Here is a 26,951-nt window from a genome sequence, read left to right as displayed (position 1 = left end):
CCGCCGCTCGATCGGCGCGAAGATCAGCAGTTCGATTCCGATGCCGACGATGAGGATCAGCAGGATTGCGGACAGTACCAAGGACATGTCTCCGAACTCGCGGCCCTGCTCCAGCATCTGTCCGAGGCCGGTGCCCAGGTCGGGGGCGTTGACGATGAGTTCGGCGGCCATCAGGGAGCGCCAGGAGAAGGCCCAGCCCTGTTTGAGGCCGGCGATGTAGCCGGGGAGCGCGGCGGGGAGGAGGACATGCCGTACGCCGGCGAGGCCGGTGGCGCCGATGGTGCGGCCGGCGCGCAGGTAGAGGGGGGAGATCTGGTCGACGCCGGCCACCAGGCCGTTGGCGATGGAGGGGACGGCGCCGAGCAGTACCACCGCGTAGATGGTGGCGTCGCTCAGTTCGAACCAGATGATCGCCGCGGGGACCCAGGCCACTGAGGGGAGGGACTGCAGTCCGCTCAGGATCGGGCCGATCGCGGCGCGTACGGCTTTGACGCGGGCGACGATCAGGCCCAGGGGCGTACCGATGGCGACCGAGGCCAGGAAGCCGAGGGCGCCGCGGGAGATGCTGGTCCACACATAGTCCAGCAGGGTGCCCTGGAGCCATTTGTCCTGCAGGGAGCGGGCGACCTCGACGGGGCTGGGCAGCAGGAAGTGCGGCTTGAGCTGGAAGTGATAGGCGAGCTGCCACAGCCCGAGCACGATCGCGATGGCTATGAGGGGAGGGAACACCTTGGAAACGACGGTACGCAGCCAGGGCTGACGGTCGACGACAGTGGACTCCAGGGCGTCGAGCCCGGCCTCCAGGCCCGCAAGGTCACTCGCGGTGTCGCGAGTGGCCGGGGCCTTGCCGGTTGCCTCGGCGGGCGTGCCGTCGGCCGGAGCGGCGGCGGCTTCGCCGGCCTTTCCGGTGGCGGACGTGGTCTCAGTGCTGGCCATGGCGGCGGATCTCCCCACGGAGCTGTTCGGTGATCTCGACGGAAAGGTCGGCGACCGCGGCGTCCTCGATACGGCGCGGCTGGGGGATGTCCACCTGCCACTCGCGGGCGATCCGGCCGGGCCGGGAGGAGAGGAGGACCACTCGCTGGGCGAGGCGTACGGCTTCGCGGACGTTGTGGGTGACGAAGAGGACGGAGAGGTTGGTCTCGCGCCAGATGCGGGTCAGTTCGTCGTGCAGGACGTCTCGGGTGATGGCGTCGAGGGCGGCGAACGGCTCGTCCATCAGCAGCAGCTGGCTGTCCTGGGCGAGTGCGCGGGCCATCGCGACGCGCTGGCGCATACCGCCGGAGAGCTCGTGCACGCGCTTGCCGTATGCGCCCTTGAGCCGGACGAGTTCGAGCAGTCGCTCGGCCTCGGTGCGGCGTTCGGCGCGCGGCACCCCGCGCAGCCGCAGCGCCAGTTCGATGTTGCGGCCCGCGGTCAGCCACGGGAAGAGCGCATGCTCCTGGAACATCAGCGCCGGCCGGCCGCCGGGCGTCTCGATGCTGCCCGCCGACGGCGCGTCGAGGCCGGCGACGAGGTTGAGGAGGGTGGACTTGCCGCAGCCCGAGGCCCCCAGGAGGCAGACGAACTCGCCCGGTGCGACATCGATGCTGATGTCGTCCAGCACATGCTGCTGCGCGCCGGGGCGCCCGAACGATTTCGAGACGTGGTCGATGCGAGCGGCGTAGGTCTCGGTGCCGGCCGGGGCCGCCGGGGCGGGCTGCTTGGTGAGTGTGGTGGTCGTCATCGGTGTCACCTCCTGGGGGACTGCGGTGCTGAGGAAAGGAGGGCTGTCAGCTGCCGAGGCCGGCGTCGTCGACCGGCTGCTTGCCCTGGGACTTGAGCACCTTGTTCAGCAGGGTGAGGTCGTAGATGCCCCGGAGATCGGGCTTCTTCAGCAGGCCCGCCTTGACGGCGTGGTCCGCCTCCTCCTGGAGGGTGGCGGCCAGCGGGTCATCGGTGATGTCGACGTTCTTGAACGCCGGATCGATGACGTTGTCCGGCAGCGACTTGCCGGCGACGTCCGCGCTGCCGAGCTTGTCGTTGAGCGTCTTCTTCGCCTCGGCCGGGTGGGACCGGATCCAGGCGTTGGTCTTCACCGAGCCGCGCAGCACCGCCTCGACGGCCTTGGGGTGCTCCTTGAGGAACTTCTGGGAGACGATCACGTTCGTGATGACGAACTTGCCGTCCTTCCACAGCGTCTTCTCGTCCAGAATCGACTTGCCGCCCGCGGCCACGAGCTTGGAGGCCGTCGGCTCCGGCACCCAGGCACCGTCGATGGAGCCCTGCTCGAAGGCGGTCGGCGTCACCTTGTTGTCGGTGCGCTGGACGGTGACATCGCCCTTGCCGGAGGCGGCGTCCACCTTGTAGCCCTTGTCGGCCAGGAAGTTCAGCAGCGCCACGTCCTGGGTGTTGCCCAGCTGCGGGGTGGCGATCTTCTTGCCCTTGAGGTCACCCAGACCCTTGATCTTCTTCGGGTTGACCACCAGCGAGACGCCGCCGGAGGCCGAGCCGGAGATGATCTTCAGGCTCTTGCCGTGCGACTTGGCGTAGCCGTTGATCGCGGGGGAGGGGCCGATCCAGCCGATGTCGATGGCGCCCGAGTTGAGGGCTTCGATCTCGGCGGGGCCCGCGTTGAAGGTGGAGGACTTCACCTGCGTGCCGCCGAGTTCCTTCTGGAACAGGCCCTTCTGGAGGCCGACCAGGGGAGTGGCGTGCGTGGTGTTGCCGAAAAGGCCGATCCGGACCTGATCGAGCCCGTCAGTCTTGGGGCCCTTGGGGGCGACCTTGGCGGCGGTGTCCTTCTTGGCCTCGGAACCGTAGCCGCAGGCACCCAGCGCGCCTGTCAGGAGCGGGAGGGTAACGGCGGCCGCCAGCAGGCGGTGTCGAACGGCAGGCACGGGAGGAGTTCCTCTCGGAGGGCCGGGGCAGTACGCGCCTCTCTAGGGCGCGCCCGGCAAGGCGATGGATCTTCGGAAGGGGGGTGTGGGGGGTACGGAGTCAGGCATCGTCAGCACACACATCGCCCGACTCCTCCCTGGCCACTGCCGAGGGCGCCGCTGCCGATGCGGCCGCCCTCCTTCGCGAAGGTGGAAAACACATCTTGTGGCATGTTCAGAAGTCCCATCCGTTGTCGTCCGCCTCGGCGGCCGGCGCGGCTTCCGCGGCTGCCTCTGCGAAGGCGGTGCCGGCCATTCCCGCGGTCAGCGTCGTGCCGTCGGCGGGGTCGATCAGGAGGAAGGAGCCGGTGCGGCGGGAGTCGGCGTAGGCGTCCACGGCCAGCGGCTCGGCGGTACGGATCACGATCCGGCCGATGTCGTTGGCGGCCAGCTCGCCCGGTGCGGGGTGCTGGGAGAGGTCGTCCAGGGTCAGCCGGGAGGGGATGTCCTTGACGATCGCCTTGACGGTGCGGGTGGTGTGCTTGAGCAGCACCCGCTGTCCGACGGTCAGTGGCCGGTCCGCGACATGGCAGACGGTGGCCTCGATGTCCTGGGAGACCGACGGCGCCGAGGCGGTCGGGGCGATCAGGTCACCGCGGGAGATGTCGATGTCGTCGGTGAGCTGGAGGGTCACCGACTGGGGTGCCCAGGCGACGTCCACGGCCTGGCCGAGCGCGTCGATCGCCTCGATGGTGCTGGTGCGGCCCGAGGGCAGCACCAGCACCTGGTCGCCGACGCGCAGCACGCCGGAGGCGATCTGGCCCGCGTAGCCGCGGTAGTCGGGGTGTTCGGCGGTCTGCGGACGGATCACGTACTGGACCGGGAAGCGGCCGGGGTCGTCCGAGGAGTCGGCGACGACGGGGACGGTCTCCAGGTGCTCGAGGACGGTCGGGCCGCCGTACCAGTCCATGTTGGCCGACGCCGTCACGACGTTGTCGCCGGCCAGCGCCGAGATCGGGATCGCGGTGATCTCCGGCACGCCCAGCGACGCCGCGTAGGTCGTGAACTCCTCAGCGATCGCCGCGAAGACGGGCTCGGCGTAGTCGACGAGGTCCATCTTGTTCACCGCCAGGACCACATGCGGGACACGCAGCAGGGCGGCGACGGCGGCGTGGCGGCGGGTCTGCTCGACGACGCCGTTACGGGCGTCGACCAGGACCACGGCCAGCTCGGCGGTGGAGGCGCCGGTGACCATGTTGCGGGTGTACTGCACATGGCCGGGGGTGTCGGCGAGGATGAAGCGGCGCCGGGGCGTGGCGAAGTAGCGGTAGGCGACATCGATGGTGATGCCCTGCTCGCGCTCGGCGCGCAGCCCGTCCGTCAGCAGCGCCAGGTCCGGCGCCTCCTGCCCGCGGTTGCGGGAGGCGTGCTCGACGGCCTCGAGCTGGTCGGCCAGCACCGACTTCGAATCGTGCAGCAGCCGCCCGACCAGGGTCGACTTACCGTCGTCGACCGAGCCGGCGGTGGCGAACCGCAGCAACGAGGTCGCCCCGGCGTCCACAACGCCCTCAACAGCATGGGTGGTGCTCATGGTTAGAAGTACCCCTCGCGCTTACGGTCCTCCATGGCGGCCTCGGACATCTTGTCGTCGGCCCTCGTCGCGCCCCGCTCGGTCAGCCGCGAGGCAGCGATCTCCGCGATGACCGCCTCGATGGTGTCGGCATCGGAGTCGACCGCGCCGGTGCACGACATGTCACCGACCGTGCGGTAGCGCACCAGCCGCCTCTCCAGGCTCTCGCCGTCCTTGGGACCGCCCCACCCACCCGGCGCCAGCCACATCCCGCTGCGGGCGAAGACCTCGCGCTCGTGGGCGTAGTAGATGGCGGGCAGTTCAATCTTCTCGCGGGCGATGTACTGCCACACATCCAGCTCGGTCCAGTTCGACAGCGGGAAGACCCGGACATGCTCGCCGGGCGAGTGACGGCCGTTGTAGAGCTGCCACAGCTCCGGGCGCTGCCGCCGCGGATCCCAGCCACCGAACTCATCGCGCAGCGAGAACACCCGCTCCTTGGCACGCGCCTTCTCCTCGTCCCGGCGCCCGCCGCCGAAGACCGCATCGAAACGGTTGGTCTCGATGGCATCCAGCAGCGGCACGGTCTGCAACGGGTTACGGGTGCCGTCGGGGCGCTCGCGCAGCTCACCGCGGTCGATGAAGTCCTGCACGGAGGCGACATGCAGGCGCAGCCCGTGCCGCTCCACGGTGCGGTCGCGGTAGTCGAGGACCTCGGGGAAGTTGTGCCCGGTATCGACGTGCAGCAGCGAGAACGGCACCGGCGCGGGCGCGAACGCCTTCAGCGCGAGATGCAGCATGACGATGGAGTCCTTGCCGCCGGAGAACAAGATCACCGGCCGCTCGAACTCACCCGCCACCTCACGGAAGATGTGCACCGCCTCGGACTCCAGGGCGTCCAGATGAGACAGCGCGTACGGGTTGTCGCCGCCGGCTTCGGTCAGAGCAGTCGCGGTGGTCACGCCAGCCCCCTTTCGACAAGCAGCCCATAAAGCGCGGCTGCGGACTCCTGCACGGTCTGGGTGTGCGACTCGATACGCAGGTCAGGCGATTCGGGAGCCTCATACGGGTCGTCCACACCGGTCAGGCCGGAGATCTCACCGGCCGCCTGCCTGGCGTACAGCCCCTTCACATCACGCTCGGAACACACCTCGACCGGCGTCGCCACATGCACCTCGAGATACGCACTGCCCTCGCCCTGGTGGCGCTTGCGCACCGCCTCGCGGGAATCCGCGTACGGCGCAATCACCGGCACCAGGGCGGTGACCCCGTTGCTCGCCAGCAGTTCGGCGACAAAGCCGATCCGCTGGACGTTGGTGTGCCGGTCGGCGCGGGTGAAGCCCAGGCCGGCCGAGAGGAACTCGCGGATCTCGTCGCCGTCCAGCACCTCCACCCGGCGGCCCTCGCCGCGCAGCCGCTCCGCGAGCGCATACGCGATCGTGGTCTTGCCCGCACTCGGCAATCCGGTCAGCCACACCGTGGCGCCCGTCATCGGCTTCTCCTGAGCTTCTTCCGCAACGTCTCGACCATCTGTCGTGCCCTGCAAGGTGTTCTGAAAATTCTGGAGTTCGGCCATCAGTGCAGCCCGCACTCGGTCTTGTTGCTGCCGGCCCAGCGGCCCGCCCGCGCGTCCTCGCCCGCCAGGACCCGGCGGGTGCAGGGGGCGCAGCCGACGGAGGCGTAGCCGTCCATCAGCAGCGGGTTGGTGAGCACCCCGTGCTCGGCGACGTAGGCATCCACATCGGCCTGCGTCCAGCGGGCGATCGGCGAGATCTTGACCTTCTGACGCTTGGCGTCCCAGCCGACGACCGGGGTGTTCGCCCGGGTCGGGGACTCGTCCCGGCGCAGGCCCGTCGCCCAGGCGTCGTAGCCGGCCAGGCCCTCTTCCAGCGGCTTGACCTTACGCAGTGCGCAGCACAGGTCCGGGTCCCGGTCATGCAGCTTCGGCCCGTACTCGGCGTCCTGCTCGGCGACCGTCTGACGGGGCGTCAGGGTGATGAGGTTGACGTCCATCACCTCGGCCACGGCGTCCCGCGTCCCGATGGTCTCCGGGAAGTGGTAGCCGGTGTCGAGGAACACCACGTCCACACCCGGCACGGCGCGCGAGGCGAGGTGGGCGACGACCGCGTCCTCCATGGAGGAGGTGACGCAGAAGCGGGAGCCGAAGGTCTCGGCGGCCCAGGTGAGGATCTCGAGCGGGGCCGCGTCCTCCAGGTCGCGGCCCGCGCGCTCGGCGAGCTGCGGCAGATCGGTGGCAGTGGTCACGACGCACCTCCAGCAGAAGTTGAGGGGGAAGCGGAGCGCCCCTGGGAGAGCAGGCCCAGGAACTTCAGCCGGAACGCGCGACTGCACGACCGGCATTCCCAGGCCGCGCCCTCGCCGCGGACCGACCCCTCCTCGGAGGGGCGCAGGTCCTCGTCGCCGCAGTACGGGCAGTAGAACGGGGCGGCACGCTCACTCACTTCAGCGCACCCTCTTCCGCACGGGCGGCCCACTGGGCGAACCGCTCGCCGTCGGTGCGCTGCTCCTGGAAGTTGTGCAGCACCCGCTCGACGTAGTCGGGCAGCTCGTCGGCGGTGACCTTCAGCCCGCGGACCTTACGGCCGAACCCGGCCTCCAGGCCCAGCGCGCCGCCCAGGTGGACCTGGTAGCCCTCGACCTGGTTGCCGTCGTCGTCCAGCACCAGCTGGCCCTTGAGACCGATGTCCGCCACCTGGATACGGGCGCAGGCGTTGGGGCAGCCGTTGATGTTGATGGTGACCGGCTCGTCGAACTCGGGGAGCCGGCGCTCCAGCTCGTCGATCAGCGAGGAGCCACGGCCCTTGGTCTCGACGATCGCCAGCTTGCAGAACTCGATGCCGGTGCAGGCCATCGTGCCGCGCCGGAACGGGGACGGCGTGACCCGCAGGTCCAGCGCCTCCAGACCGGCGACCAGCGAGTCGACCTGCGCCTCGTCGATGTCCAGCACGATCATCTTCTGCTCGGCGGTGGTCCGCAGCCGGCCCGAGCCGTGCTCCGCCGCCAGCTCGGCGATCTTGGTGAGGGTGGCACCGTCGACCCGGCCGACGCGCGGGGCGAAGCCGACGTAGAAGCGGCCGTCCTGCTGCCGGTGCACGCCGACGTGGTCGCGCCACCGCTGGTCGGGCTGCGCCGGGGCGGGGCCGTCGGTCAGCTTCCGCTTGAGGTACTCGTCCTCCAGCACCTGGCGGAACTTCTCCGGGCCCCAGTCGGCGACGAGGAACTTCAGGCGGGCGCGGGTGCGCAGCCGGCGGTAACCGTAGTCGCGGAAGATCGAGATGACGCCTTCGTAGACATCGGCGGCCTCCTCGCGGGAGACCCAGACACCCAGCCGGACCCCGAGCTTGGGGTTGGTGGACAGGCCGCCGCCGACCCACACATCGAAGCCCGGACCGTGCTCGGGGTGCTCGACACCGACGAAGGAGATGTCGTTGATCTCGTGCGCGACGTCCAGCAGCGGGGAGCCGGAGACCGCGGACTTGAACTTGCGCGGCAGGTTGGAGAACGCGGGGTTGCCGATGATCCGGCGCTGGATCTCCTCGATGACCGGGGTGCCGTCGATGATCTCGTTCTCGGCGATACCGGCGACCGGCGAACCCAGGATGACGCGGGGGGTGTCACCGCACGCCTCGGTGGTGGACAGGCCGACGGCCTCGAGCCGCTGCCAGATCTCCGGGACGTCCTCGATCCGGATCCAGTGGTACTGGACGTTCTGCCGGTCGGTGATGTCCGCGGTGCCGCGCGCGAACTCCTGCGAGATCTCGCCGATGACCCGCAGCTGCTCGGTGGTCAGCCGCCCGCCGTCGATGCGGACGCGCAGCATGAAGTACTTGTCGTCCAGCTCCTCCGGCTCCAGGATCGCGGTCTTGCCACCGTCGATTCCGGGCTTGCGCTGGGTGTAGAGACCCCACCAACGCATCCGTCCGCGGAGGTCGTTGGGGTCGATGGAGTCGAAGCCGGCCTTCGAGTAGATCGTCTCAATGCGTGTCCGCACATTGAGACCGTCGTCATCCTTCTTGAACTGCTCATTGCCGTTGAGCGGCGTGAAGTGCCCAACGGCCCACTGGCCCTCGCCGCGGTGGCGGCCGGCCTTGCGGCGCGGCTTTGCGGCCCCGGCCGAGGGCTGGGGGATCTCCGGGGTGTCGGCGGCCATGGGTGTACGTCCTTCTGGGCGGGCTCAAGGGGGCGGACGGGCGCGGCACACCCGCGGTGACCTGTGCAGACACACCGAAGCGCGGCGCGTGTGAGCGCGTCGGAGGTGAGCTGCTGAGGCGGGGGTACGGCCGCGTCCGCGACGATGGGGACGGCGGGAAATCGGTGGTGCCGGCGGTGCAGTCCGGGGCTCCAGGCCCTGGTCAGCGCTTCGTCAGCCTGCCCGACAAATGGCGCTGGACATGCGGCCGAGGTCGACGTGCCGCCGACTCACCAAGGCAATTCCAGCTCTAGACATGACGGAAGCGTGGCACGCCGTTCTCCGGCCAGTCCACCGTCGTCCAGGATTTGGACATCACTGTCCCGAATGGCGGGACGATGTGTCATGGATCACTGTACGGGTCGCTCATGGATCGTCCACGGGTCGCTGTACGGGTTACTTCTCGCCGGGCTCCTGGGCAGGGCCTGCCGGACCGGCGCCGGGCCAAGGGCCGGGCATCTCCACCTCGGCCTCCTCCGTCACCGTGGTCTCGTACACCCGGAACCCGCGCCGCTCGTAGTTGGCCATCGCATGCGGCCCGTCGTCGCTGCACGTATGCACCCACACCCGCGTTGTCCGGTCCCGCCCCGGCCACCGTTCGGCCAGGTCCCAGGCCCGCTCGGTGCCGTACGCCAGCAGCCGCCCACCGATCCGGCGTCCCCGGAAGGCCGGGACCAGCCCGAAGTACGCGATCTCCACGGCGCCCTCCGGCTGGGCGTCCAGCTCGATGAACCCGGCGGGCGTCCCCCGCTCGTACGCCACCCAGGTCTCCACTCCCGGCCGCCCCAGATGCTCCGCCCACTGCGCGTACGACCAGCTCAGCCGGTCCGTCCACAGAATGTCCCCGCCGACCGCGGTATAGAGGAACCGGCTGAATTCCGGCGACGGCACCTCGGACCTGACGATACGGACATCCTGCCCGGCCGGCGGCCCCCCGGCCGGGGTGACGTCGGGGGGCGAGGTCTGCTCGAGGTACCAGGTGGTGACCGAGTGGCTCATGCGGTCAGGACATCACACGCGCCGCCGGGGGCCGCGCCCGGCCGGGCCCCGGCCGGTGCCGCCTTGGCAATGCCCTCGGGGCTTCCCTCCGCACTACACGTCGTCGCGAAAGACGACGAGGGTTTCGCGGTCGGCCGGCCAAGCGGGCAGTGCGTCGATGTCATTGCCGCCGAGGTACAGGCGGGTGAGCGCGGTGAGGTCGCGCACGCATGCGGGCAGCTCGGTGAAGGCATTGTGATCGAGGTGCAGGCCGGTGAGCGCCTTGAGGCGGCCCAACGATGCGGGGAGCGTGGTGAGGCGGTTGCCGCGCAGGACGAGCCCGGTGAGTGCGGTGAGCTCGCCGAGCGTTTCCGGCAGGGTGGTCAGACCGTTGCCGTTCAGATCGAGGTGGGTCAGCGCGGTGAGACCGCGGAGGGAATCGGGCAGGGAACCGGGCCGCGCGCCGAGCCGGTTCCCGCCGAGGTTGAGGCCGGTGAGCGCGGTGAGACCGCCGAGTGGGGCGGGCAGCGCGGTCAGGTCATTGCTGTCCAGGTTGAGCCAGGTGAGTGCGCGGAGATTGCCGAGCGACTCGGGCAGTGCGGTGAGGTGGTTGGAGCCGAGGAGGAGGGTGGTCAGCCCCGTGAGGCGGCCGATCCATTCGGGGAGCCGGGTGAGGCGGTTGTGGTCGAGATCGAGGTGGGTCAGGGCGCCGAGGCCGGACGGCGATGCGGGCAGGCCGGTGAGGTGGTTGCCGCTCAGATGCAGTTCGGTGAGGGCCGTGAGATCGCCGAGCGATTCGGGCGGCGCGGTGAGCCCGTTACTGCTCAGATCCAGCGTGCCGAGGCTGCTGAGACGGCCGAGGGAGGCGGGGAGTTCGCCGAGCGCATTGTTCCGCAGATCGAAGTGGGTGAGTGAGGTGAGCTCGCCCGTCCATTCGGGGAGTGCGGTGAGGTGGTTGCCGCTCAGATGGAGTTCGGTGAGGGCCGGGAGGTGGCGAAGCGGCTCCGGCAGCGTGGTGAAGACGTTGCCGCTCAGATGGAGTGCGGTGAGGAACGTGAAATTCCCCAGCCATTCCGGGAGTGCGGCGAGGTTGTTGTCGCTCAGGTCGAGTTCGGTGAGATGGGTGAGATCGGCCAGTGAATCGGGGAGGGTGTCATGCCCGTATCCCGAGAGGTCCAGCTCATCGGAGTCGCTGAGCACTGCCTCTTCGATGCGCTCGTCCCACTCCCCTTCCGCCGGTTCATCGTCGTCAAAAGGCTCGTCGTAAGCGGACAACGATGCTCCCCCATGAGGCTCCGGACAACTGAACTGCCAGTATGCCTCGGGGAGTTGCGCTACTCGCCCCCTCCCGCCGTCCCGGTCCCCGTCATCCGGGCGAATACCACTACATTGCCCGCGTAACCGCCGCTCGCGGAATAGCCGCCGCCACAGGTCAGTAGCCGGAGTTCGGGGCGTCCGGTGGAGCCGTAGACCCGGTGGGAGGGAAAGCGTTTCTTGGTGAAGACCTGGATTCCGTAGACCTCGAAAAGCACGGTGCGGCCGTCTTTGCGGGTTACCCGGATCGTCTGGCCCTTTTTGAGGGAGCCGAGGCGGTAGAAGACGGCGGGGCCCGTGTAGGTGTCGACATGGCCGACGATGACGGCGGTGCCCCGCTCGCCAGGGGCCGGGGCGTTGGCGTACCAGCCCGCCAGATGGGGGTTCCGGGCCGGCGGGCTGGCTATCCAGCCGTCCTTGTCCAGGCCGAGGGGGACAACCGGGGCGGAGACCTTGAGTGACGGGATGGTCACCCGCGAGACGGCGGAGCGGGCGAGTGGGGGCGGCCCGGCGGGGTGGCCCGCGGCGGGGGTGAGCGTGGTGGCGCCGCCGCCCGGCTGGGGCGGCCCGTCGGCCTCGTCCGCGAGCCCGCTGCGCAGCATGCCGAAGCCGGTGAGGCCGACCAGGGCCATCACGCCCCAGTTGGGCCGGCGCGGCGCGGGCTCCGCGCGCGGCTCCTCGGGCCGGCCGATCAGGCTCATTGCTCACCTCCCGGGGACCGTGCTCCCCTCCGCGCACGGTCCGCAGACGGCACGCTAGGCGCGCGGAGAGGAGGGGGCGAGCGCAGACGGCCGTTCGGGTGGACGGCCGACGGCCTGCGGGCGGCTGGTCCTACGCGAGCGCCACTTCGGCGAGCCGGTCCACCTGGTCCGGGTCGGGGGACCAGCAGTAGAGCATCACCTCGTCCGCGCCGATCGCCGTGAACGCGGCCACCGCGTCGCGGATCTCCGTCCGGGTGGTGAGCAGACTGTTCACGATGTGGTCGGTGTAGCTGTTCTCCGGTCCGTAGTACGCGCGCAGCTCCCGGCGGGCACGGTCGATCACCGGCTGGGGGCCGAGGGCCGCATTGACCTGGGCCAGCAGCCGCGGCCGTCCCGTACGCCCGGCCCGGGACCAGGCGGCCTCCACCTCACGGAACATGCCGTCCATCTGCTGGGGCGGGAGGGCGGCGCCGAGGAAGCCGTCGCCCCAGCGGGCGACGCGTTCCACCACGGCGGGGACGAAGCCGCCGAAGAGCACCTCGGGGCCGCCGGGCCGCGCCGGAGCGGGACCGATCGGGCCGACGTCCGCGCCGAGCGGCTCACCGGCCCAGATCCGCCGCAGCTCGGCCATCTGCCCGTCCAGGCGGCGGCCCCGTGTGCGGATGTCGATGCCCGCGGCCAGATAGTCGTCCTCGCGCCCGCCGGTCCCGATGCCGAGAGTGAACCGCCCGCCGGAGAGCAGATCGAGGGTGGCGGCCTGTTTGGCCAGCAGCGGCGTGGCGTGCAGCGGGGCGAGCAGCACCTCGGTCTGCACCCGGATGCGGGAGGTGGCCCCGGCCAGCGTGGCCAGGGTGATCAGCGGCTCGGGGTTGGCGTACACCAGCCGGTCGAGCAGGGCGACGGTGGTGAACGGGGTGGCGTCGGCGCGCCGGGCCCAGGTGAGCAGCTGCGCGGGATCGCCGATGGGAAGTCCGAGGCCTACGGACATGGGGTCCTCCAGAAGGACGTACGGGCTGGGCAGGCGATCCGGACGGCAGATGCACCGCACACACGGAGACATCCCGTATCCAGGAATACGGGCACCGGGCATGCGGACATGCGTCATCGCGGATTGCCGTGTCGCCCACTCGTTTGGCCACGCGCCTGCTCGCGGCGGCGCGCGCTGCTCCCGTTCTGCGACGTCCTTCTGGGGAGCTGTCTTCAGAGCGCGGCCAGCCTAGGAAGGGGAACACGCGTCCGCATCCGATTTTCGCGGCCCATTTCCCGGGGCCCGCCCCCGGACCGCTACGAGACCCCCCGCCGCGCCGCCGCCACCGCCGGCGCCGACGACTGCGGCAGCAGATCGACGGGCCGCGGCGGCAGCCGCAGCTCCACCTCCACCCCGTCCGCGAAGCGGTACGGCCGGTGCGCCAGCACACCCGCCAGGTGGCGGCGCAGCCGGGACAGCTCGGCGCGCACCGTGACCGTACGGCCGCGGTCGCCGAACAGGTCCTGGGCGAGTTCGGCGGCGCTGCGGCCCTCCGGGTGGTGGGCGGCGAGGACGAACAGCAGCTCGGCGTGGCGCGGGGACGGCTCGTGCGACCAGACGCCGGCCGGCCCGGTGACGCTGACCGTCGCGCCGTCCCGCCCGCTGACGTCCAGCAGCACCCGGCCGGGCCCGGCGTCCGGCTCTTCCCGGCCGATCCGGATCAGCCAGCCGCCGGGCAGCGGCTCCAGCGTGCACATGCCGTACCGCGGCAGCCACAGCGGCCCGGCCTGTGGTGCCTTGGGCAGCGCCACCCGGTCCGGCGAGGTCGTGCCGGTGACGCCGGCGAGCCAGCCGTTCGGGTCGACGGCCAGCGCCCGCCCGCCGATCCGCGCCAGCACCGGCGCCGCCGTCGACCGCAGCCGCTCCAGGGACGTGTGATGCCGGGTGCGCAGCTCGCCCTCCGCGAGCCGGGCGACCGCGGAGACCAGCGACAGCGTGGTGGGGTGGAAGGAGTGCGCCGGGCCGCTGATGTCGACGGTGCCCAGCAGGCGGCCGTCGCGCGGGTCGTGCAGCGGCGCGGCGGCGCACGTCCACTGGTGGTGGGTGCGCACGAAGTGCTCGGCGGAGTGCACCAGCACCGGGCGCCGGGCCACCAGCGCGGTGCCGATCGCATTGGTGCCGACCACCCCCTCCGTCCAGTCGGCGCCCTTGTCGAAGCCGAGCCGGTCGGCCATCCGGCGGACCGGCGCGCTGCCCTCCCGCCACAGCACCCGGCCCTCCGCATCGGTGACGACCATGATCTGCTGCGCGGCATCGGCGGCCGCCAGCAGCCCGTCGTTGAGGAGAGGCAGCACCGACGCCAGCTGGGAGTGGTGCCGACGGTGCTCCAACTCGGCCATGGACAGCAGCCGTTGGACGCGGTCCCGCTCCGGGTCGACGCCCGAGCCCATGGCCCGTACCCAGGACTCGCCGATGACCGGGCGGGGAGCGTCCAGCGGTGCATCGGGCGGAAGTTCGCCGGCGAGCGCGGCCTCGCGGACCGAGGCGAGGCGGCGTGCGGTCTCGCGGATGTCCTGGGCCGACCGGACGGCGCTGTCGATCGCTGTGTCCTTCACGCTGCTCCCCGCCCCCGCAACTGTCTTGGCGTCCACCGGTGCGGTACGCCGGCGGCTGCCACCTGGCCCGTGCCCATCGTGCCCTCACCAGGCGGAAGGCGGAGGTCCATTGGGCAGATCCAAGCAAGGGCTGCAACCGGCTGCAACCGTTGTGGCCTATGACCCGTTACCGGGAATCTGGTCCCAGCGGCCGATGGCGTCCCTACGCCGGAGGCTTGCCGGTCACCCGTCGGCGAGCCCACCGGCTGTCCGCCGGGGATTCCATCGGCCGCCGCCACATCCGCAGGGCACGGTGCGGGAGGGGGGTTCACCATGGGGCCGATCGCGCCGCGGGTCGTGGTGATCGGAGCGACGGAGGGACTGCGTATCGCGCGTGCCGGACGGCTGGCCGCCCACTACGGGGTACCCCGGCTGCCTGCGGTCGACGTCCTGATCAGGCGTCAGCCCCTGCCTGCCGACGGCTATGTCATCGACGGCGCGCCCCAGTTGCTCGACCGGGTGGCCCGGATCGGCGGCCTGCCGCCCGCACCGGCCTTCGCCGACCTCGTGGTGCATCTGCGCGAGGCGGGCCGTACGGAAGGGGAGGACGCCGGGCGGGTCCTGCGCTACTACGAGGCCCGTGGGGTGCTGGTCGGCTTCCGGCCGGACGTCCCCGACGGAGACCTCATCGTGGCGATCGACGCCGCGGTGCGGGGGCGGACCGCGGCGGCCCCGCCCAGATGGCCGGGACGGCCCTGAGACCGGGAACGGTGCCGAGTCGGCGCGGCACCGTTCCCCGGGCCTGTCCGGTGGATCACGGCCGGGACTTTCCGGCCCTGATCCACCGGGCGGGCCCCGGACCGGCGCGGCGGCGGTAACCCCCTGTCCTCGTGCCCTGGAGGGACCCCCACCCCTCCAGGGCACGAGGAACCGCCGCCGCGCCTGCTGCGTAGGGCTCAGCCGTCCGTGACCGGGCGCGCCCGCGCCACGATCGAGGCCAGGTCCAGGGTGTGCGGCAGCGTCCCGAACGCCGCGCCCGCATCGCCGCCCAGCCGGGACGCACAGAACGCGTCCGCCACCTCGGGCGGCGCGAACCGGACCAGCAGCGATCCCTGCAGTACCAGCGCCAGCCGCTCCACCAGCCGCCGCGCCCGCGCCTCGATGCCGTCCAGATCGGCGAGCTCGGTCAGCAGTGCCTTGATCGCCCGGTCCAGCCGGTGGTCGGCGCCGCGGGCCGTACCGATCTCCGTCAAGTACGCGTTCAGCGCGGCCGGTTCGCGTTGCAGCGCCCGCAGGACGTCCAGCGCCTGGACGTTGCCGGAGCCCTCCCAGATGGAGTTCAGCGGCGCCTCGCGCAGCAGCCGCGGCATCCCCGACTCCTCGACATAGCCGTTGCCGCCCAGACACTCCAGCGCCTCGGCCGCCACCGGCGTGCACCGCTTGGTCACCCAGTACTTGGCCGCCGGGACCGCCAGCCGCAGAAAGTGCCGGTCCCGCTCGGTGCCGCCGTCGTACGCGGCCGCCAGCCGCAGCGCCAGCGTGGTCGCCGCCTCCGACTCCAGCGCCAGATCGGCCAGTACATTGCGCATCAGCGGCTTGTCGATCAGCGGCCCGCCGAACGCCTCCCGGTACGCGCAGTGGTGCACCGCCTGCGCCACCGCCTGCCGCATCACCGCCGCCGCCCCGGTCACACAGTCCAGCCGGGTCGCCGCGACCATCTCGATGATCGTCGCCACCCCGCGTCCCTCCTCGCCCACCCGGCGCGCCCAGCTCCGCCCGTCGAACTCGATCTCCGCCGAGGCGTTCGAGCGGTTGCCGAGCTTGTCCTTGAGCCGCTGGATACGGAAGGCGTTACGGGTCCCGTCCGGCAGCACCCGCGGCAGCAGGAAGCAGGTGAGCCCACCGGGTGCCTGCGCCAGGACCAGGAAGACGTCCGACATGGGCGCCGAGCAGAACCACTTGTGGCCCGTCAGGACGTATTCGCCCGGCGCGGCCAGCGGCTCGGCGCGCGTGGTATTGGCCCGTACGTCGCTGCCGCCCTGCTTCTCCGTCATGGCCATCCCGGCCAGCGCGCCGCCCTTCTCGGCGGCCGGCCGCAGCTCCTGCGCGTAGATGTGCGAGGTCAGCAGGGGTTCCCACGCGGCCGCCAGTTCCGGCTCGGCGCGCAGCACGGGCACCGCCGCATGCGTCATCGACAGCGGGCAGGTGTGCCCCGCCTCGGCCTGCGTCCAGACGAGGAGGCCGGCGGTGCGGCGGACATGGCCGTCCGGGCGCGACCAGGCGTCGGTGAGACCGGCCGTGACGGCGTGCCCGAGCAGCCGGTGCCAGGACGGGTGGAACTCCACCTCGTCGAGGCGGTGCCCGTAGCGGTCGTGGGTGTGCAGGACGGGCGGATGGGCGTTGGCCTGCTCGCCCCACTGCTGGGCATGCGCCGAGCCGGCCGCCTGCCCGAGCCGGCCCAGTTCCTCCCGTACCTCGGCGAGCCGCGCGTCGCCGATGTAGCGCGTGATGCCCTCGGTGAGCGCCGGATCGGCGGCGAAGACGTCGTATCCGACCAGCGGCGGGGGCTGGTTCGTGACCGTATGAGTGCTGGCTGCCATGGCAGATACGGTAAGGAGGTGTCGCCAGCAAACGAACCAGTCAAACGGCCGGCGGGCCGTCTGACCAGGGCCCGGGTCCTCTACCGCAATGTCTCCAAGCGTCGGCTGGCGTGGCTGCTGCTCAAGGACGTCGTCAACTCCTGCATGGAGTACCGCGTCACCGGGCTGGCCGCCGAGGCCGCGTTCTTCTGTCTGCTGTCGCTGCCGCCGCTGGTGCTCGGACTGATCGGTCTGCTCGGCTATATGGAGCAGTGGATCGGCCACGACACCATCGACAGCATCCGGCAGGACATCCTCGGTGCGTCGGGCACGGTGCTCTCCGACAAGGGCGTCAACGAGATCGCCCGGCCCCTGCTGGACGACATCTTCACCGGCCGGCGCCCCGACGTCATCTCCCTCGGCTTCGCCATCGCCCTGTGGTCCGGCTCCCGGGCGCTGAACGTCTTTGTCGACACCATCACCATCATGTACGGGCTCGACGGGCGGCGCGGCATCGTCCGGACCCGGCTGCTGGCGTTCGTGCTCTACCTCGCCGCGCTGGCCGTCGGCGCCGTCGCGCTGCCGCTGATGGTGGCCGGACCGGACGCGGTCGTCGGCTGGCTGCCGGCCAGCGCCGACATCATCCGGGTGCTGTACTGGCCGGTCGTGCTGATCTTGTCCGTGGCCTTCCTGACCACGCTGTACCACGTGTCCGTACCGGTCCGTTCGCCGTGGCGGGAGGACATCCCCGGCGCAGTCGTCGCGCTCACGATGTGGGTGCTCGGCAGCTTTCTGCTGCGCATCTATCTCATCTCGACCGTCGAGGGGCCCACGATCTACGGGTCGTTGGCCGCGCCCGTCGCCGTACTGCTGTGGATCGGGGTCTCCGCCTTCGCCGTCCTGGTCGGGGCCGCGATGAACGCCGCCCTCGACCGGGTGTGGCCCTCGGTCGCCACGGCCGCGGGACGCGCGGAGCGGGAGCGGCGGGTGCATGCGGTGGGGGAGGGGCGGCGGGCTCCGGACGGCGAGGGTGCCGACGGGGACGGCCCGGGGCGGGGACCGACCGCCGAGTGACGGGTGCCCGCGGACCATTGACAGCCGGGAGGCGCGGAGAGAGGATCCTCCGCTAATTGAGCGAACGAAAGTTCACCATGCGAACAACACGGTGAACTCCCTCGCTCGCCCGCCACTTGGACTGTCGTGAATCCGAGGTCGCCATGCCGCCCACCGGTACGCCCGCGTCCCCAGCCAAAGCCTCCGCCGCCCCCGCACCCGCCCGTCACACCTTCCGCTCCGTCGCACCCGTCCTGGCGCTGTGCTGGCTCGCCGTCTTCTTCGACGGCATGGATGTCAGCGTCTACGGCGCCGTCATGCCGCACATGCTGGACGACCCGTCACTGGGCCTCGCCCCCGGCGCGGCCGGCACCATCGGCAGCTGGACCACCTTCGGCATGCTGCTCGGCGCCCTGGGCACCGGCACCCTCACCGACTGGCTCGGCCGCCGCCCGGTCCTGGTCGCCAGCATCGTGCTGTTCTCCGCCGCGTCCGCCGTCTGCGCCCTGGCCGGCTCGCCCGCCCTCTTCGGCGCCGGACGCTTCCTCGCCGGCCTCGGTCTGGGCGGCCTGATGCCCATCTGTCTGTCCCTGGTGATGGAGTTCGCCCCGCCGCGCCGGACCGCGCTCGCCACCGGCCTGCTGATGACCTCGTTCCACGTGGGCGGCATGGTGGCGACCGGCCTCGGTCTGGCGCTCGCCCCCGGGCTCGGCTGGCGTTCGGTGTTCTGGGCCGGGGCGCTGCCCGCGGTCATCGCCGCCCCCCTGCTGCTCCGGCTGCTGCCGGAATCCCCCGGCGTACTCCTGGCCAAGGGCCGCTCCGCCGAGGCCGACGCCGTTGCCGACCGCTACGGCATGGCCCGCCCCGCCCCCGCCGACGCGCCGCCCCCGGGTGCCAAGGGCCGCCTGGACGGGATCCGCGCCCTCTTCCGCCCCGGCGTGCGCGCGGCGACCCCGCTCCTGTGGCTCGCCTCGTTCTGCGGACTGCTCCTGGTCTACGGCGTCAGCACCTGGCTCCCGCAGATGATGCGCGCCACCGGCTACGGCCTGACGTCCTCCGTCAGCTTCCTGCTCATCATCAACGCGGGCGGCATCGTGGGCATGTTCGTCGCCGGCCGTACCGCCGACCGCTTCGGCCCGGTCACCGTCTCCGCCCTGTGGTTCCTGCTCACCGCCGCCGGCGCGCTGCTCCTGGGCAGCCGGCTGCCGCTCGGCCTCACCTACGTGGTCGTCGCCCTCACCGGCATCTGGCTCTTCAGTGCCCAGACGATGGTGTACGCGGCGGCCGACCGCCTCTACCCGCCCGCCGGACGCGCCACCGGCCTGGGCTGGGTCACCGGCATCGGCCGCACCGGCGCCGTGGCCGGCCCCTGGCTCGGCGGCACCCTGGCCGCGGCCGGCAACGACCAACTGGGCTTCACGGCCTTCGCGTTGGCGGGGCTGCTGGGGGCGGTGGCGATCGGGCTGGTGGCGGTGACCGGTCGCGGGAGGCGGGACTGACGGCGCCGCGTCAGGCCGTCTTCGCCTCCTGGGGCCTGCCCTCGACGAAGAGCAGGCGCAGTTCTATTGCCGTCCGGCGGGCCGCCTTTGCCTGCTTGTATTCGCGGGACGTGTACCACTCCTTGAGCCGGTCCATGTCAGGGAACTCCACGACGGTCATCACACGGGACGGCGAGGGCCAGCTGCCCTCCGCCGCCTCGGGAACGGTTCCCTGAACGAGATAACGGCCGCCATGGAGAGCAATCGACGGCTCCGCCAACGCCCGGTAGGCGCGGGCGCGCTCCTCGTCCAGTACCTCGGCGTCAACGATCACGTAAGCGGTCATCTGTCCACGTCCTCCCGCGCAGGGTACTCGCCGTATAAAAAGGAAACGGCGTGTACTTTTGATGCGTCGTAGATTACTGAAACGCTGTAGAGTGTCAAGCGTGTCAGTGACATCAGGTCAGGTGCCGAGCCGGCGCGAACGGTTGCGCGCAGAGACCACCCGAGAGATCACGGCGATCGCTCTGCGGCAGATGGCCGCCGACGGCCCGGGGGCGATTTCGCTCCGGGGCATTGCCCGCGAGATGGGCATGACGGCGCGCGCGCTCTACAGCTACTTCGCCACCCGCGACGATCTGATCACCGCGCTGATCAGCGACATCAGTACCTCGCTCGCCGACGCCCTGGAGGGCGCGCGCGATGCCGTGCCGGCCACCGACCCCGGCGGCCGGCTGCTGGCCTGGGGCCAGGCCCTCCGGGAGTGGGCGCTGGCCAACCCCGCGGGTTTCCGCCTCATTTACGGCGACCCGATTCCCGGCTATCAGCCACCCGCGGAGGGTCCGGCCGAGCAGAGCGCGCGCCGCATCTGCGGCGGGCTCAACCAGCTGGTGGCCCAGGCCTGCCCGCTTGCCGAAGCGTCAACTGCATCCACTTCCGCAACCGCGGCCGACTGGTCGGATTTCCCGCCCGGATATGTGGCGAAGGTCCGAGGTGAAGTCCCGGAGCTTTCGCCTGCCATGGCCGCACTCGCGCTGCGCGTATGGGGGCGGATGCACGGTCTGGTGACGCTCGAGATGTTCGGTCATCTGAGCGCCGTGTCCCATGATCCGGCCGGGCTTTTCGAGGCCGAAATGCGCGATGTCGTCAGGGGTGTGGCGACCTCAGCCGGCTGAGGGCCCGCCGCGGTGGTCCGACTGGTGTCGATCGCGGAAGACTCGGTCGCTCGCTGAGCGACCGAGCAGCGTGCGCCAGGAATCCCCTGCTTCAGCTGAGGGAGGAGGCAAGTCGGACCTCATGCCGCAGGGCAGGCCTCACTGCCGGTGCGCCGGTCACCCCGTGGGAATGCGCGCGAACCGCCCCGCCACGCGCAGATCCGCCTCGATGTCCGCGGCCGCCTCGCGGAGTGCCGGGAGGAGGGCTTCCCGGGTCTCGTCGGGGGAGCAACGGCCCGCGTGGGTCGAGACGTTGACGGCGGAGACGACCCGGCCGGTGCGGTCGTGGACCGGTACGGCCAGGGAGCGCAGGCCTTCCTCCAGTTCCTCGTCCACCAGGGCGTAGCCCTCGGTGCGGACGTCCTCCAGGAGGGCCAGCAGGCGGTCGGGGTCGGTGACGGTATGGCGGGTGAGCGGTTCGAGGTGGGTGAGGGCGAGGCGGGCGGACACTTCTGCCGGGGGGAGGCCGGCGAGCAGGACGCGGCCCATGGAGGTGGGGTAGGCGGGGAAACGGGTGCCCAGGGTGATGTTGACGCTCATGATGCGGACGGTGGGGACCCGCGCCACGTACTGGATGTCGTCACCGGACAGGACCGCCATCGACGCGGAGTCGTGTACCCGCTCGACCAGCGCCGCCAGATGCGGCTGCGCGATGGCGGGCAGGGTCAGGCCGGAGAGATGCGCGAAGCCGAGCTCCAGGACCCTCGGGGTGAGCCGGAAGAGCTTGCCGTCCGTGGCGATGTAGCCGAGATGTTCCAGGGTGATCAGGGCCCGGCGGGCGGTGGCGCGGGCCAGGCCGGTGGCCTCTGCCACGGCGGTGAGGGAGAGTTCGGCGCGGCCGGTGCCGAATGCTGTCAGGGTGATCAGCCCGCGGGCCACCGACTCGACGAACTCGGGCCCCAGTTCCTGCTTCGACGCCCGCATCCAGCTCGCATGCGCCGCTGCGGGGTGCGCCTCCGCGTCGGTGGCGGGCGGCGCGTTCAGCGCGTACTCCATGGTGGCCACCGCCTCCCGCAGCCGCGGCAGTGCCGCCTCCCGCAGGGCGTCCGCGCTCAGCCTGCTGGTGTGGCTGACGACGCTGACCGCGCAGACCGTACGCCCCGCGGCGTCCCGAACCGGCAGGGCCACCGCGACCAGGCCGGGTTCGATGAGCTGGTCGTCCAGCGACCAGCCGGCCGTCCGCGCGGCGGCCACCCGGGCCTCGAAGCCGGTGCCGGATGCGTTGTCGGCGCCCGCCGGCGCGTCGGCGGCGGGCCGTGGCGGTACGGCGGGGAAGCCCGCGTCCGTGGGGTCGGCCGCGCGCCGCTGCCGCCAGCGCCGCCAGTCGTCCGCGTCCCATGCGTCCGCGAACAGCGCGCCCGGCGCGCCCCGTTCGGCGGGCAGCAGATCGCCGATGCGGAAGGCGAGCGACATGGCGCGGCGGCGGGTCGCCTGGTGGACGAAGCGCACGCCGTCGCCGTCCGGGACCGCGAGCGAGACCGACTCGTCGAGTTCGTCGGCGAGCCGGTCGGCGAGCGGGCCGAGCCGGTCGGGGAGTTCGGAGGCGGCGAGGTAGGCGTTGCCCAGTTCCAGGAGCCGGGGGGCGAGGACGGCGTCCCGGCCCTGGATGCGTACATATCCGAGCCGGGCGAGGGTGCTCAGGACGCGGTCCACGGTGGAGCGCGCCAGCCCCGTACCGCGCACCAGGTCACCGACCGCCTGACGGCCGCCGCCGGCCGTCAGCTCGCGCAGCACGGACAGGCTGCGCATCAGCGGCCCGACCGCCTCCGGCGGCGGTGCCGGTGCGGGCGGTGTGGTGGGTGCGGGGTGGCTCATCGGCTCTCCACGGTGCGGCGATCTCGTCGGAACCGTACCTGGCGCGCCGTTGACAGGGCCGGGGCCGGGGTTCAAACTCGGGTCAGTCCGATTCTGAACTTAAGTTCACCACGCGAACGAACCTGCCGGGTAGGCGGGCCGGACAGCGAGGGGAACGCGCCGGAACCGAAGGCGAGGACATGGCCGACATCCGTTCGCTGCACGACGCCGTCGCGGAGCTGATCCACGACGGCGACACCGTGGCGCTGGAGGGCTTCACCCATCTGATCCCGTTCGCCGCGGCGCACGAGATCATCCGCCAGGGCATCACGGGCCTCACGCTCGCCCGGATGACCCCGGACGTGGTCTACGACCAGCTGATCGGCGCGGGCGCGGCCCGCAAGCTGGTCTTCTCCTGGGGCGGCAACCCGGGCGTCGGCTCGCTGCACCGCTTCCGGGACGCCGTCGAGAACGGCTGGCCCGCCCCGCTGGAGACCGACGAGCACAGCCACGCCGGGATGGCCAACCGCTATGCCGCGGGCGCCGCCCGGCTCCCGTTCGGGGTGCTGCGCGGCTACCGCGGCAGCGACATTCCTGGCCGTACGGCCACGGTCTCCACCGTCACCTGTCCGTTCACCGGCGAGGAGCTGGCCGCCGTCGCTGCCCTCAACCCCGACGTCACGGTCATCCATGCGCAGCAGGCCGACCGGGCCGGCAACGTCCAGCTGTGGGGCCTGACCGGTGTGCAGAAGGAGGCGGCGCTGGCCGCCCGGCGCGTGCTGGTCACCGTCGAGGAGCTGGTCGGCACGCTGGAGCCGCACCCCGGCGGCGTCGTGCTGCCCAGCTGGGTCGTCGACGCGGTCGCGGTCGTCCCCGGTGGCGCCCACCCCTCGTACGCGGCGGGGTACTCGGTCCGGGACAACGCCTTCTACCGGGAGTGGGACGGGATCGCGCGGGACCGGGAGACGTTCGCCCGGTGGGTCGAGGAGCGGGTGCGGACGGACGGGGGCGGGCGGCAGCAGGCGGGCCCGGCGCCGGAGGCGGCCAAGACGCCCGCCACCGGGCCCGTCCCCAGGCCCGCCGCCACCGAAGGCGCCCTCCCCGGCACCTCCGCCGGCACCCCCGCCTGCACCCCCGACGAGCTGATGGAGATCAACGCCGCCCGCGCCCTGGCCGGCGCCCGCACCTGCTTCGTCGGCATCGGGCTGCCCAGTACGGCCGCCAACCTCGCCCGCCGTACCGTCAATCCGGACCTGGTGCTGGTCTACGAGTCCGGCACCCTCGGCTCCAGGCCGACCCGCCTGCCGCTGTCCATCGGGGACGGCGAACTCGCCGACACCGCCGACTCCGTGGTGTCCGTACCGGAGATCTTCAACTACTGGCTGCAGGGCGGCCGGATCGACGTCGGCTTTCTCGGCGCCGCGCAGGTGGACCGGTTCGCCAACATCAACACCACCGTCGTCGACCGCGGCCCCGGCAGGCCCGAAGGGCGGCTGCCCGGCGCGGGCGGCGCCCCCGAGATCGCCGCCAACTGCGGGCAGGTGCTGATGGTGCTCCGGCACAGCCGCCGCAACTTCGTGGGCACGCTCGACTTCGTCACCACCCTCGGCCACGGCAGCGGCCCGCACGACCGCGCCGCCCTCGGGATGCCGGGCGCCGGCCCGACCGCGGTCATCACCGACCTCGGCGTACTGCGCCCCGACCCGGAGACTGCGGAACTCGTTCTCACCGAGCTGCACCCGGGAGTGACGGCCGATCAAGTACGGGCCGCCACCGGCTGGGACCTCAAGGAGGCCGACCGGATCGGCGTCACCGCCCCGCCCACCGCCGCCGAACTCGCCGCCCTGCGCGCCCTGAAGGAGGCCTCGTGATCACTGACCGTCCCCGGGACGTGTATGTCGTCGACGCCGTCCGTACGCCCTTCGGCAGATACGGCGGGGGGCTCGCCGGCGTCCGCCCCGACGACCTCGCCGCGCATGTCGTCAGGGCCCTGGTGGGCCGCGCGCCAGGGCTGGATCCGGCCACGATCGACGACGTCTTTCTTGGCAACGCCAATGGCGCGGGCGAGGAGAACCGCGATGTGGCCCGGATGGCGGTGCTGCTCGCCGGGCTGCCGGTGACCGTGCCCGGCGTCACCGTCAACCGCCTCTGCGGCTCGGGCATGGAGGCCGTCATCCAGGCCGCCCGAGCGGTGGCGGTGGGCGATGCCTCGGTGGCCATCGCGGGCGGGGTGGAGTCGATGAGCCGCGCCCCCTGGGTGCTGCCCAAGCCCGAACGGGCCTTCCCGGCCGCACCGCAGACCCTGCACTCGACCACCCTGGGCTGGCGGCTGACCAACCCGCGGATGCCCGACGAGTGGACCGTCGCCCTCGGCGAGGGCGCGGAACTGATCGCTGACCGTTACGGCATCACCCGCGCGCAGCAGGACGCCTATGCGCTGGCCAGTCATGAGAAGGCGGCGCGCGCCCGGAAGGACGGCGCCTTCGACGCGGAGGTCGTGCCGTACGCGGCGGAGGGGGCGGACGAGCCGGCCCTGATACGTGATGAATCCCTCCGCGAGGACACCTCTCCCCAAGCGTTGGCGGCGCTGCGGCCCGCTTTCCGTCAGCAGGAAGGCACCGTTACGGCGGGCAACTCCTCGCCGCTGAACGACGGTGCGGCCGCGCTGCTGCTGATGGACGAGCGGGGGCTGCGCGCCACCGGGTGCGCGCCGCTCGCCCGGATACGCAGCAGCGCCGTCACCGGGATCGAGCCGCAGTACTTCGGCCTCGGCCCGGTGGAGGCCTCCGGGCGGGCCCTGGAGAAGGCCGGCCGCCGGCTCGCCGACCTGCACACCGTCGAGCTGAACGAGGCCTTCGCCGCCCAGGCGCTCGGCTGCCTCACCGGCCTGCCGGAACTCGACCCCGGCATCGTCAATCCGCACGGCGGCGCCCTCGCCCTCGGCCATCCGCTCGGCGCCTCCGGCGCCCGGATCACCGGCGCGGTCGCCCGCCGACTGGCGGCCGCGGGCTCGGGAACGGGGCTGGCCACGCTGTGCATCGGCGTCGGGCAGGGGCTCGCCGTGGTGCTGGAGCGGTAGCCGCCCCGCACACCGGCCGCCCCGCCCGCCCCCATCGCTTCCGTACCCGCACCTGTACCCGTATGTGTTCCCGAACCCGTACGCGCCCCCGCACGCGCATACGTCCCCGCACCCGAACCGCCGCATGGAGAGGGCACCCATGACCCCACCCACCCAGGCCGACATCAGCCGCGAGATCGCCGCCCTCGAGGCCGCCGCCGACCGGGCCCGCGGCGCGGGTCGCCCCGCCCCCGGGCACCCCGCCCGGAACTACGCCCCGTACCGCAGCAGCACCTCCCGTCACCCCCGCCGGCCACTCGTCGAGATCGACGCCTCCGCCGACCCGGAGGCCGTGGAACTGACCGGCCCCGCCTTCGGCGTCACCGACATCACCGACCTCGATGCCGACCTCACCCGGCAGCACGCCGGCGAGCCGCTCGGCGAACGCATCACCGTCAGCGGCCGCATCCTCGACCGCACCGGCCGCCCCGTACGCGGCCAGCTCGTCGAGATCTGGCAGGCCAACGCCGCCGGCCGCTACGCCCACCGGCGCGACCAGCACCCCGCCCCGCTCGACCCCCACTTCACCGGCGTCGGCCGCTGTCTGACCGACGACGACGGCCGCTACGCCTTCACCACCGTCAAGCCCGGCGCCTACCCCTGGCGCAACCACGACAACGCCTGGCGCCCGGCCCACATCCACTTCTCGCTCTTCGGCTCCGCCTTCACCCAACGCCTGGTCACCCAGATGTACTTCCCCGGCGACCCGCTCTTCCCGTACGACCCGATCCTGTCCTCGGTCACCGATCCCGCCGCCCGCGCCCGCCTGGTGGCCGCCTACGACCACCAACTCTCCCGCCCCGAATGGTCCCTGGGCTACCGCTGGGACATCGTCCTGGACGGCCCCTCCGCCACCTGGACCGAGGAGAGCCGCTGATGCCCCCCGCCCCGCGCCCCACCGCGGCGCTCCCCCCGACCCCCTCCCAGACCATCGGCCCCTTCTACGGCTACGCCCTGCCGTTCCCCGGCGGCGACCGGATCGCGCCCGCCGGCCACCCGGACACCGTCACCGTGCACGGATACGTACGGGACGGAGCGGGCGCACCGGTGCCGGACGCGCTGCTGGAGTTCTGGCAGGCGGGCCCCGACGGCAGCCCGGCGGGCGCCCCCGGTTCGCTGCGCCGGGACCCGGTCACCGGCGCGGTCATCGGCCGCAACGGCGTGGACTTCACCGGCTTCGGCCGCGTGCCCACCGACGCGGACGGCCACTACGCCCTCCGCACCCTGCCCGCCACCGCCCCCGCCGGGCGCCCGGACGCGGCGCCGTATCTCGCCGTCTGCGTCTTCGCCCGCGGACTGCTGCACCACCTCTTCACCCGCGTCTACTTCCCCGCCCACCAGGCGGCCAACGCCGCCGACCCGCTGCTCTCCCGGCTCCCCGCGGACCGCGCGCGCACCCTCCTCGCCCGGCCCGACGGCCCCGCCCGCCGGTTCCGCTTCGACATCCGTCTGCAGGGCACCGAGGACGGCAGCCATGAGGAGACGGTCTTCCTTGAATTCCGCTGACAAGCCGAGCGGGGAC

At 72.0% G+C, this 26,951-nt stretch carries 26 protein-coding genes and 1 pseudogene; 9 read left to right on the top strand and 18 right to left on the bottom strand.

What is annotated here, in order from left to right; translation table 11 throughout:
* The 15 genes from AB0D04_RS29575 to AB0D04_RS29505 form a co-directional block, all read right to left on the bottom strand.
* Positions 1-936: ABC transporter permease (locus tag AB0D04_RS29575; protein WP_362709344.1), on the bottom strand; the 936-nt coding region annotated here is incomplete at its 3' end.
* A complete protein-coding gene (locus AB0D04_RS29570) occupies positions 923-1,726 on the bottom strand; it encodes an ABC transporter ATP-binding protein (protein WP_362709342.1) in 804 nt (267 codons plus the stop codon). The genes AB0D04_RS29570 and AB0D04_RS29575, both read right to left, overlap by 14 nt.
* 46 nt (positions 1,727-1,772) lie before the next feature.
* Positions 1,773-2,879 (bottom strand): aliphatic sulfonate ABC transporter substrate-binding protein, encoded by a 1,107-nt coding sequence (locus AB0D04_RS29565; protein WP_362709340.1) that lies wholly within the window; start codon positions 2,877-2,879, stop codon positions 1,773-1,775.
* 214 nt (positions 2,880-3,093) lie between these two features.
* Entirely contained in the window at positions 3,094-4,449 is a 1,356-nt protein-coding gene (locus tag AB0D04_RS29560; protein WP_362709337.1) for a GTP-binding protein, read from the bottom strand.
* A gap of 2 nt (positions 4,450-4,451) precedes the next feature.
* A complete protein-coding gene (cysD, locus tag AB0D04_RS29555; RefSeq protein ID WP_362709334.1) occupies positions 4,452-5,390 on the bottom strand; it encodes a sulfate adenylyltransferase subunit CysD in 939 nt (312 codons plus the stop codon).
* A complete protein-coding gene (cysC, locus tag AB0D04_RS29550) occupies positions 5,387-6,004 on the bottom strand; it encodes an adenylyl-sulfate kinase (protein WP_362709360.1) in 618 nt (205 codons plus the stop codon). The genes cysD and cysC overlap by 4 nt, the downstream gene beginning before the upstream one ends.
* Positions 6,004-6,693 (bottom strand): phosphoadenylyl-sulfate reductase, encoded by a 690-nt coding sequence (locus AB0D04_RS29545; protein ID WP_362709332.1) that lies wholly within the window; start codon positions 6,691-6,693, stop codon positions 6,004-6,006. Before AB0D04_RS29545 ends, cysC begins: the two co-directional genes overlap by 1 nt.
* Complete coding sequence (locus AB0D04_RS29540; protein ID WP_362709329.1) at positions 6,690-6,890, bottom strand: hypothetical protein; 201 nt, start codon at positions 6,888-6,890, stop codon at positions 6,690-6,692. Before AB0D04_RS29540 ends, AB0D04_RS29545 begins: the two co-directional genes overlap by 4 nt.
* Positions 6,887-8,599 (bottom strand): nitrite/sulfite reductase, encoded by a 1,713-nt coding sequence (locus tag AB0D04_RS29535; RefSeq protein WP_362709326.1) that lies wholly within the window; start codon positions 8,597-8,599, stop codon positions 6,887-6,889. The genes AB0D04_RS29540 and AB0D04_RS29535 overlap by 4 nt, the downstream gene beginning before the upstream one ends.
* Positions 8,600-8,812: 213 nt before the next feature.
* Entirely contained in the window at positions 8,813-8,896 is an 84-nt protein-coding gene (locus AB0D04_RS29530) for a putative leader peptide (protein ID WP_350257049.1), read from the bottom strand.
* A gap of 138 nt (positions 8,897-9,034) precedes the next feature.
* Positions 9,035-9,637, bottom strand: a complete 603-nt coding sequence (locus AB0D04_RS29525) for a GNAT family N-acetyltransferase (RefSeq protein WP_362709323.1) — start codon at positions 9,635-9,637, stop codon at positions 9,035-9,037.
* A 93-nt stretch (positions 9,638-9,730) separates the two neighbouring features.
* On the bottom strand, positions 9,731-10,891 hold the full coding sequence (locus tag AB0D04_RS29520; protein ID WP_362709320.1) for a leucine-rich repeat domain-containing protein: 1,161 nt from the start codon (positions 10,889-10,891) through the stop codon (positions 9,731-9,733).
* A gap of 59 nt (positions 10,892-10,950) precedes the next feature.
* Positions 10,951-11,631, bottom strand: coding sequence for a class F sortase (locus AB0D04_RS29515; RefSeq protein ID WP_362709317.1), 681 nt, complete (start codon positions 11,629-11,631; stop codon positions 10,951-10,953).
* Between the two features lie 130 nt (positions 11,632-11,761).
* Positions 11,762-12,619, bottom strand: a complete 858-nt coding sequence (locus AB0D04_RS29510) for an LLM class flavin-dependent oxidoreductase (RefSeq protein ID WP_362709315.1) — start codon at positions 12,617-12,619, stop codon at positions 11,762-11,764.
* A gap of 296 nt (positions 12,620-12,915) precedes the next feature.
* Positions 12,916-14,214 (bottom strand): GAF domain-containing protein, encoded by a 1,299-nt coding sequence (locus AB0D04_RS29505; protein ID WP_362709311.1) that lies wholly within the window; start codon positions 14,212-14,214, stop codon positions 12,916-12,918.
* Between the two features lie 312 nt (positions 14,215-14,526).
* Between AB0D04_RS29505 and AB0D04_RS29500 the strand changes: the two genes are divergently transcribed.
* Positions 14,527-14,952: a hypothetical protein gene (locus AB0D04_RS29500; protein WP_362709308.1), complete on the top strand. Its 426-nt coding sequence runs from the start codon at positions 14,527-14,529 to the stop codon at positions 14,950-14,952.
* Positions 14,953-15,149: 197 nt separating this feature from the next.
* Here the strand turns inward: AB0D04_RS29500 and AB0D04_RS29495 are convergent, their stop codons facing one another.
* Entirely contained in the window at positions 15,150-16,793 is a 1,644-nt protein-coding gene (locus AB0D04_RS29495) for an acyl-CoA dehydrogenase family protein (RefSeq protein WP_362709306.1), read from the bottom strand.
* Positions 16,794-16,811: 18 nt separating this feature from the next.
* Between AB0D04_RS29495 and AB0D04_RS29490 the strand changes: the two genes are divergently transcribed.
* Together AB0D04_RS29490 and AB0D04_RS29485 are read left to right on the top strand one after the other, a co-directional pair.
* Positions 16,812-17,846, top strand: a complete 1,035-nt coding sequence (locus tag AB0D04_RS29490) for a YihY/virulence factor BrkB family protein (protein WP_362709303.1) — start codon at positions 16,812-16,814, stop codon at positions 17,844-17,846.
* A 116-nt stretch (positions 17,847-17,962) separates the two neighbouring features.
* Entirely contained in the window at positions 17,963-19,324 is a 1,362-nt protein-coding gene (locus tag AB0D04_RS29485) for an MFS transporter (protein ID WP_362709302.1), read from the top strand.
* 10 nt (positions 19,325-19,334) lie between these two features.
* Here AB0D04_RS29485 and AB0D04_RS29480 read toward each other — a convergent pair whose 3' ends face one another.
* On the bottom strand, positions 19,335-19,649 hold the full coding sequence (locus AB0D04_RS29480) for a DUF1330 domain-containing protein (protein WP_362709299.1): 315 nt from the start codon (positions 19,647-19,649) through the stop codon (positions 19,335-19,337).
* A 121-nt stretch (positions 19,650-19,770) separates the two neighbouring features.
* On the opposite strand from AB0D04_RS29480, the gene AB0D04_RS29475 reads away from it, so the two are divergent.
* Complete coding sequence (locus AB0D04_RS29475; protein WP_362709296.1) at positions 19,771-20,478, top strand: TetR/AcrR family transcriptional regulator; 708 nt, start codon at positions 19,771-19,773, stop codon at positions 20,476-20,478.
* A 156-nt stretch (positions 20,479-20,634) separates the two neighbouring features.
* Here the strand turns inward: AB0D04_RS29475 and AB0D04_RS29470 are convergent, their stop codons facing one another.
* Positions 20,635-22,332 carry an IclR family transcriptional regulator C-terminal domain-containing protein gene (locus AB0D04_RS29470; protein ID WP_362709293.1) on the bottom strand — a complete coding sequence of 566 codons (1,698 nt, stop codon included), beginning with the start codon at positions 22,330-22,332 and terminating at the stop codon, positions 20,635-20,637.
* A gap of 179 nt (positions 22,333-22,511) precedes the next feature.
* Between AB0D04_RS29470 and AB0D04_RS29465 the strand changes: the two are divergent.
* The 5 genes and pseudogenes from AB0D04_RS29465 to pcaG all read left to right on the top strand — a co-directional run.
* Positions 22,512-23,330: pseudogene (locus tag AB0D04_RS29465) on the top strand (CoA-transferase); the annotation flags it as partial.
* Positions 23,331-23,456: 126 nt separating this feature from the next.
* Positions 23,457-24,182, top strand: coding sequence for a CoA-transferase (locus AB0D04_RS29460; protein WP_362709358.1), 726 nt, complete (start codon positions 23,457-23,459; stop codon positions 24,180-24,182).
* Entirely contained in the window at positions 24,182-25,390 is a 1,209-nt protein-coding gene (locus AB0D04_RS29455; RefSeq protein WP_362709356.1) for a thiolase family protein, read from the top strand. The genes AB0D04_RS29460 and AB0D04_RS29455 overlap by 1 nt, the downstream gene beginning before the upstream one ends.
* A 139-nt stretch (positions 25,391-25,529) precedes the next feature.
* Positions 25,530-26,306, top strand: coding sequence for a protocatechuate 3,4-dioxygenase subunit beta (gene pcaH / locus AB0D04_RS29450; RefSeq protein ID WP_362709290.1), 777 nt, complete (start codon positions 25,530-25,532; stop codon positions 26,304-26,306).
* Positions 26,306-26,935, top strand: coding sequence for a protocatechuate 3,4-dioxygenase subunit alpha (gene pcaG, locus AB0D04_RS29445; RefSeq protein WP_362709287.1), 630 nt, complete (start codon positions 26,306-26,308; stop codon positions 26,933-26,935). The genes pcaH and pcaG overlap by 1 nt, the downstream gene beginning before the upstream one ends.
* The last annotated feature ends 16 nt before the right edge of the window (positions 26,936-26,951 follow it).

This window comes from Streptomyces sp. NPDC048483 (assembly GCF_040651455.1).
GTDB lineage: Bacteria > Actinomycetota > Actinomycetes > Streptomycetales > Streptomycetaceae > Streptomyces.
The sequence above is the reverse complement of the archived record's forward strand: the minus strand, read 5'-3'. Positions and strand labels throughout refer to the sequence as shown.

Bases quoted from the DNA above. Each gene is read 5' to 3' on its own strand.
- AB0D04_RS29510 (WP_362709315.1), bottom strand. From the start codon at position 12,619: ATGTCCGTAGGCCTCGGACTTCCCATCGGCGATCCCGCGCAGCTGCTC.
- AB0D04_RS29495 (WP_362709306.1), bottom strand. From the start codon at position 16,793: ATGGCAGCCAGCACTCATACGGTCACGAACCAGCCCCCGCCGCTGGTC.
- AB0D04_RS29500 (WP_362709308.1), top strand. From the start codon at position 14,527: ATGGGGCCGATCGCGCCGCGGGTCGTGGTGATCGGAGCGACGGAGGGA.
- cysC (WP_362709360.1), bottom strand. From the start codon at position 6,004: ATGGCCGAACTCCAGAATTTTCAGAACACCTTGCAGGGCACGACAGAT.
- pcaH (WP_362709290.1), top strand. From the start codon at position 25,530: ATGACCCCACCCACCCAGGCCGACATCAGCCGCGAGATCGCCGCCCTC.
- AB0D04_RS29560 (WP_362709337.1), bottom strand. From the start codon at position 4,449: ATGAGCACCACCCATGCTGTTGAGGGCGTTGTGGACGCCGGGGCGACC.
- AB0D04_RS29535 (WP_362709326.1), bottom strand. From the start codon at position 8,599: ATGGCCGCCGACACCCCGGAGATCCCCCAGCCCTCGGCCGGGGCCGCA.
- AB0D04_RS29530 (WP_350257049.1), bottom strand. From the start codon at position 8,896: ATGTCTAGAGCTGGAATTGCCTTGGTGAGTCGGCGGCACGTCGACCTC.
- AB0D04_RS29570 (WP_362709342.1), bottom strand. From the start codon at position 1,726: ATGACGACCACCACACTCACCAAGCAGCCCGCCCCGGCGGCCCCGGCC.
- AB0D04_RS29460 (WP_362709358.1), top strand. From the start codon at position 23,457: ATGGAGATCAACGCCGCCCGCGCCCTGGCCGGCGCCCGCACCTGCTTC.
- AB0D04_RS29525 (WP_362709323.1), bottom strand. From the start codon at position 9,637: ATGAGCCACTCGGTCACCACCTGGTACCTCGAGCAGACCTCGCCCCCC.
- pcaG (WP_362709287.1), top strand. From the start codon at position 26,306: ATGCCCCCCGCCCCGCGCCCCACCGCGGCGCTCCCCCCGACCCCCTCC.
- AB0D04_RS29480 (WP_362709299.1), bottom strand. From the start codon at position 19,649: ATGACCGCTTACGTGATCGTTGACGCCGAGGTACTGGACGAGGAGCGC.
- AB0D04_RS29470 (WP_362709293.1), bottom strand. From the start codon at position 22,332: ATGAGCCACCCCGCACCCACCACACCGCCCGCACCGGCACCGCCGCCG.
- AB0D04_RS29515 (WP_362709317.1), bottom strand. From the start codon at position 11,631: ATGAGCCTGATCGGCCGGCCCGAGGAGCCGCGCGCGGAGCCCGCGCCG.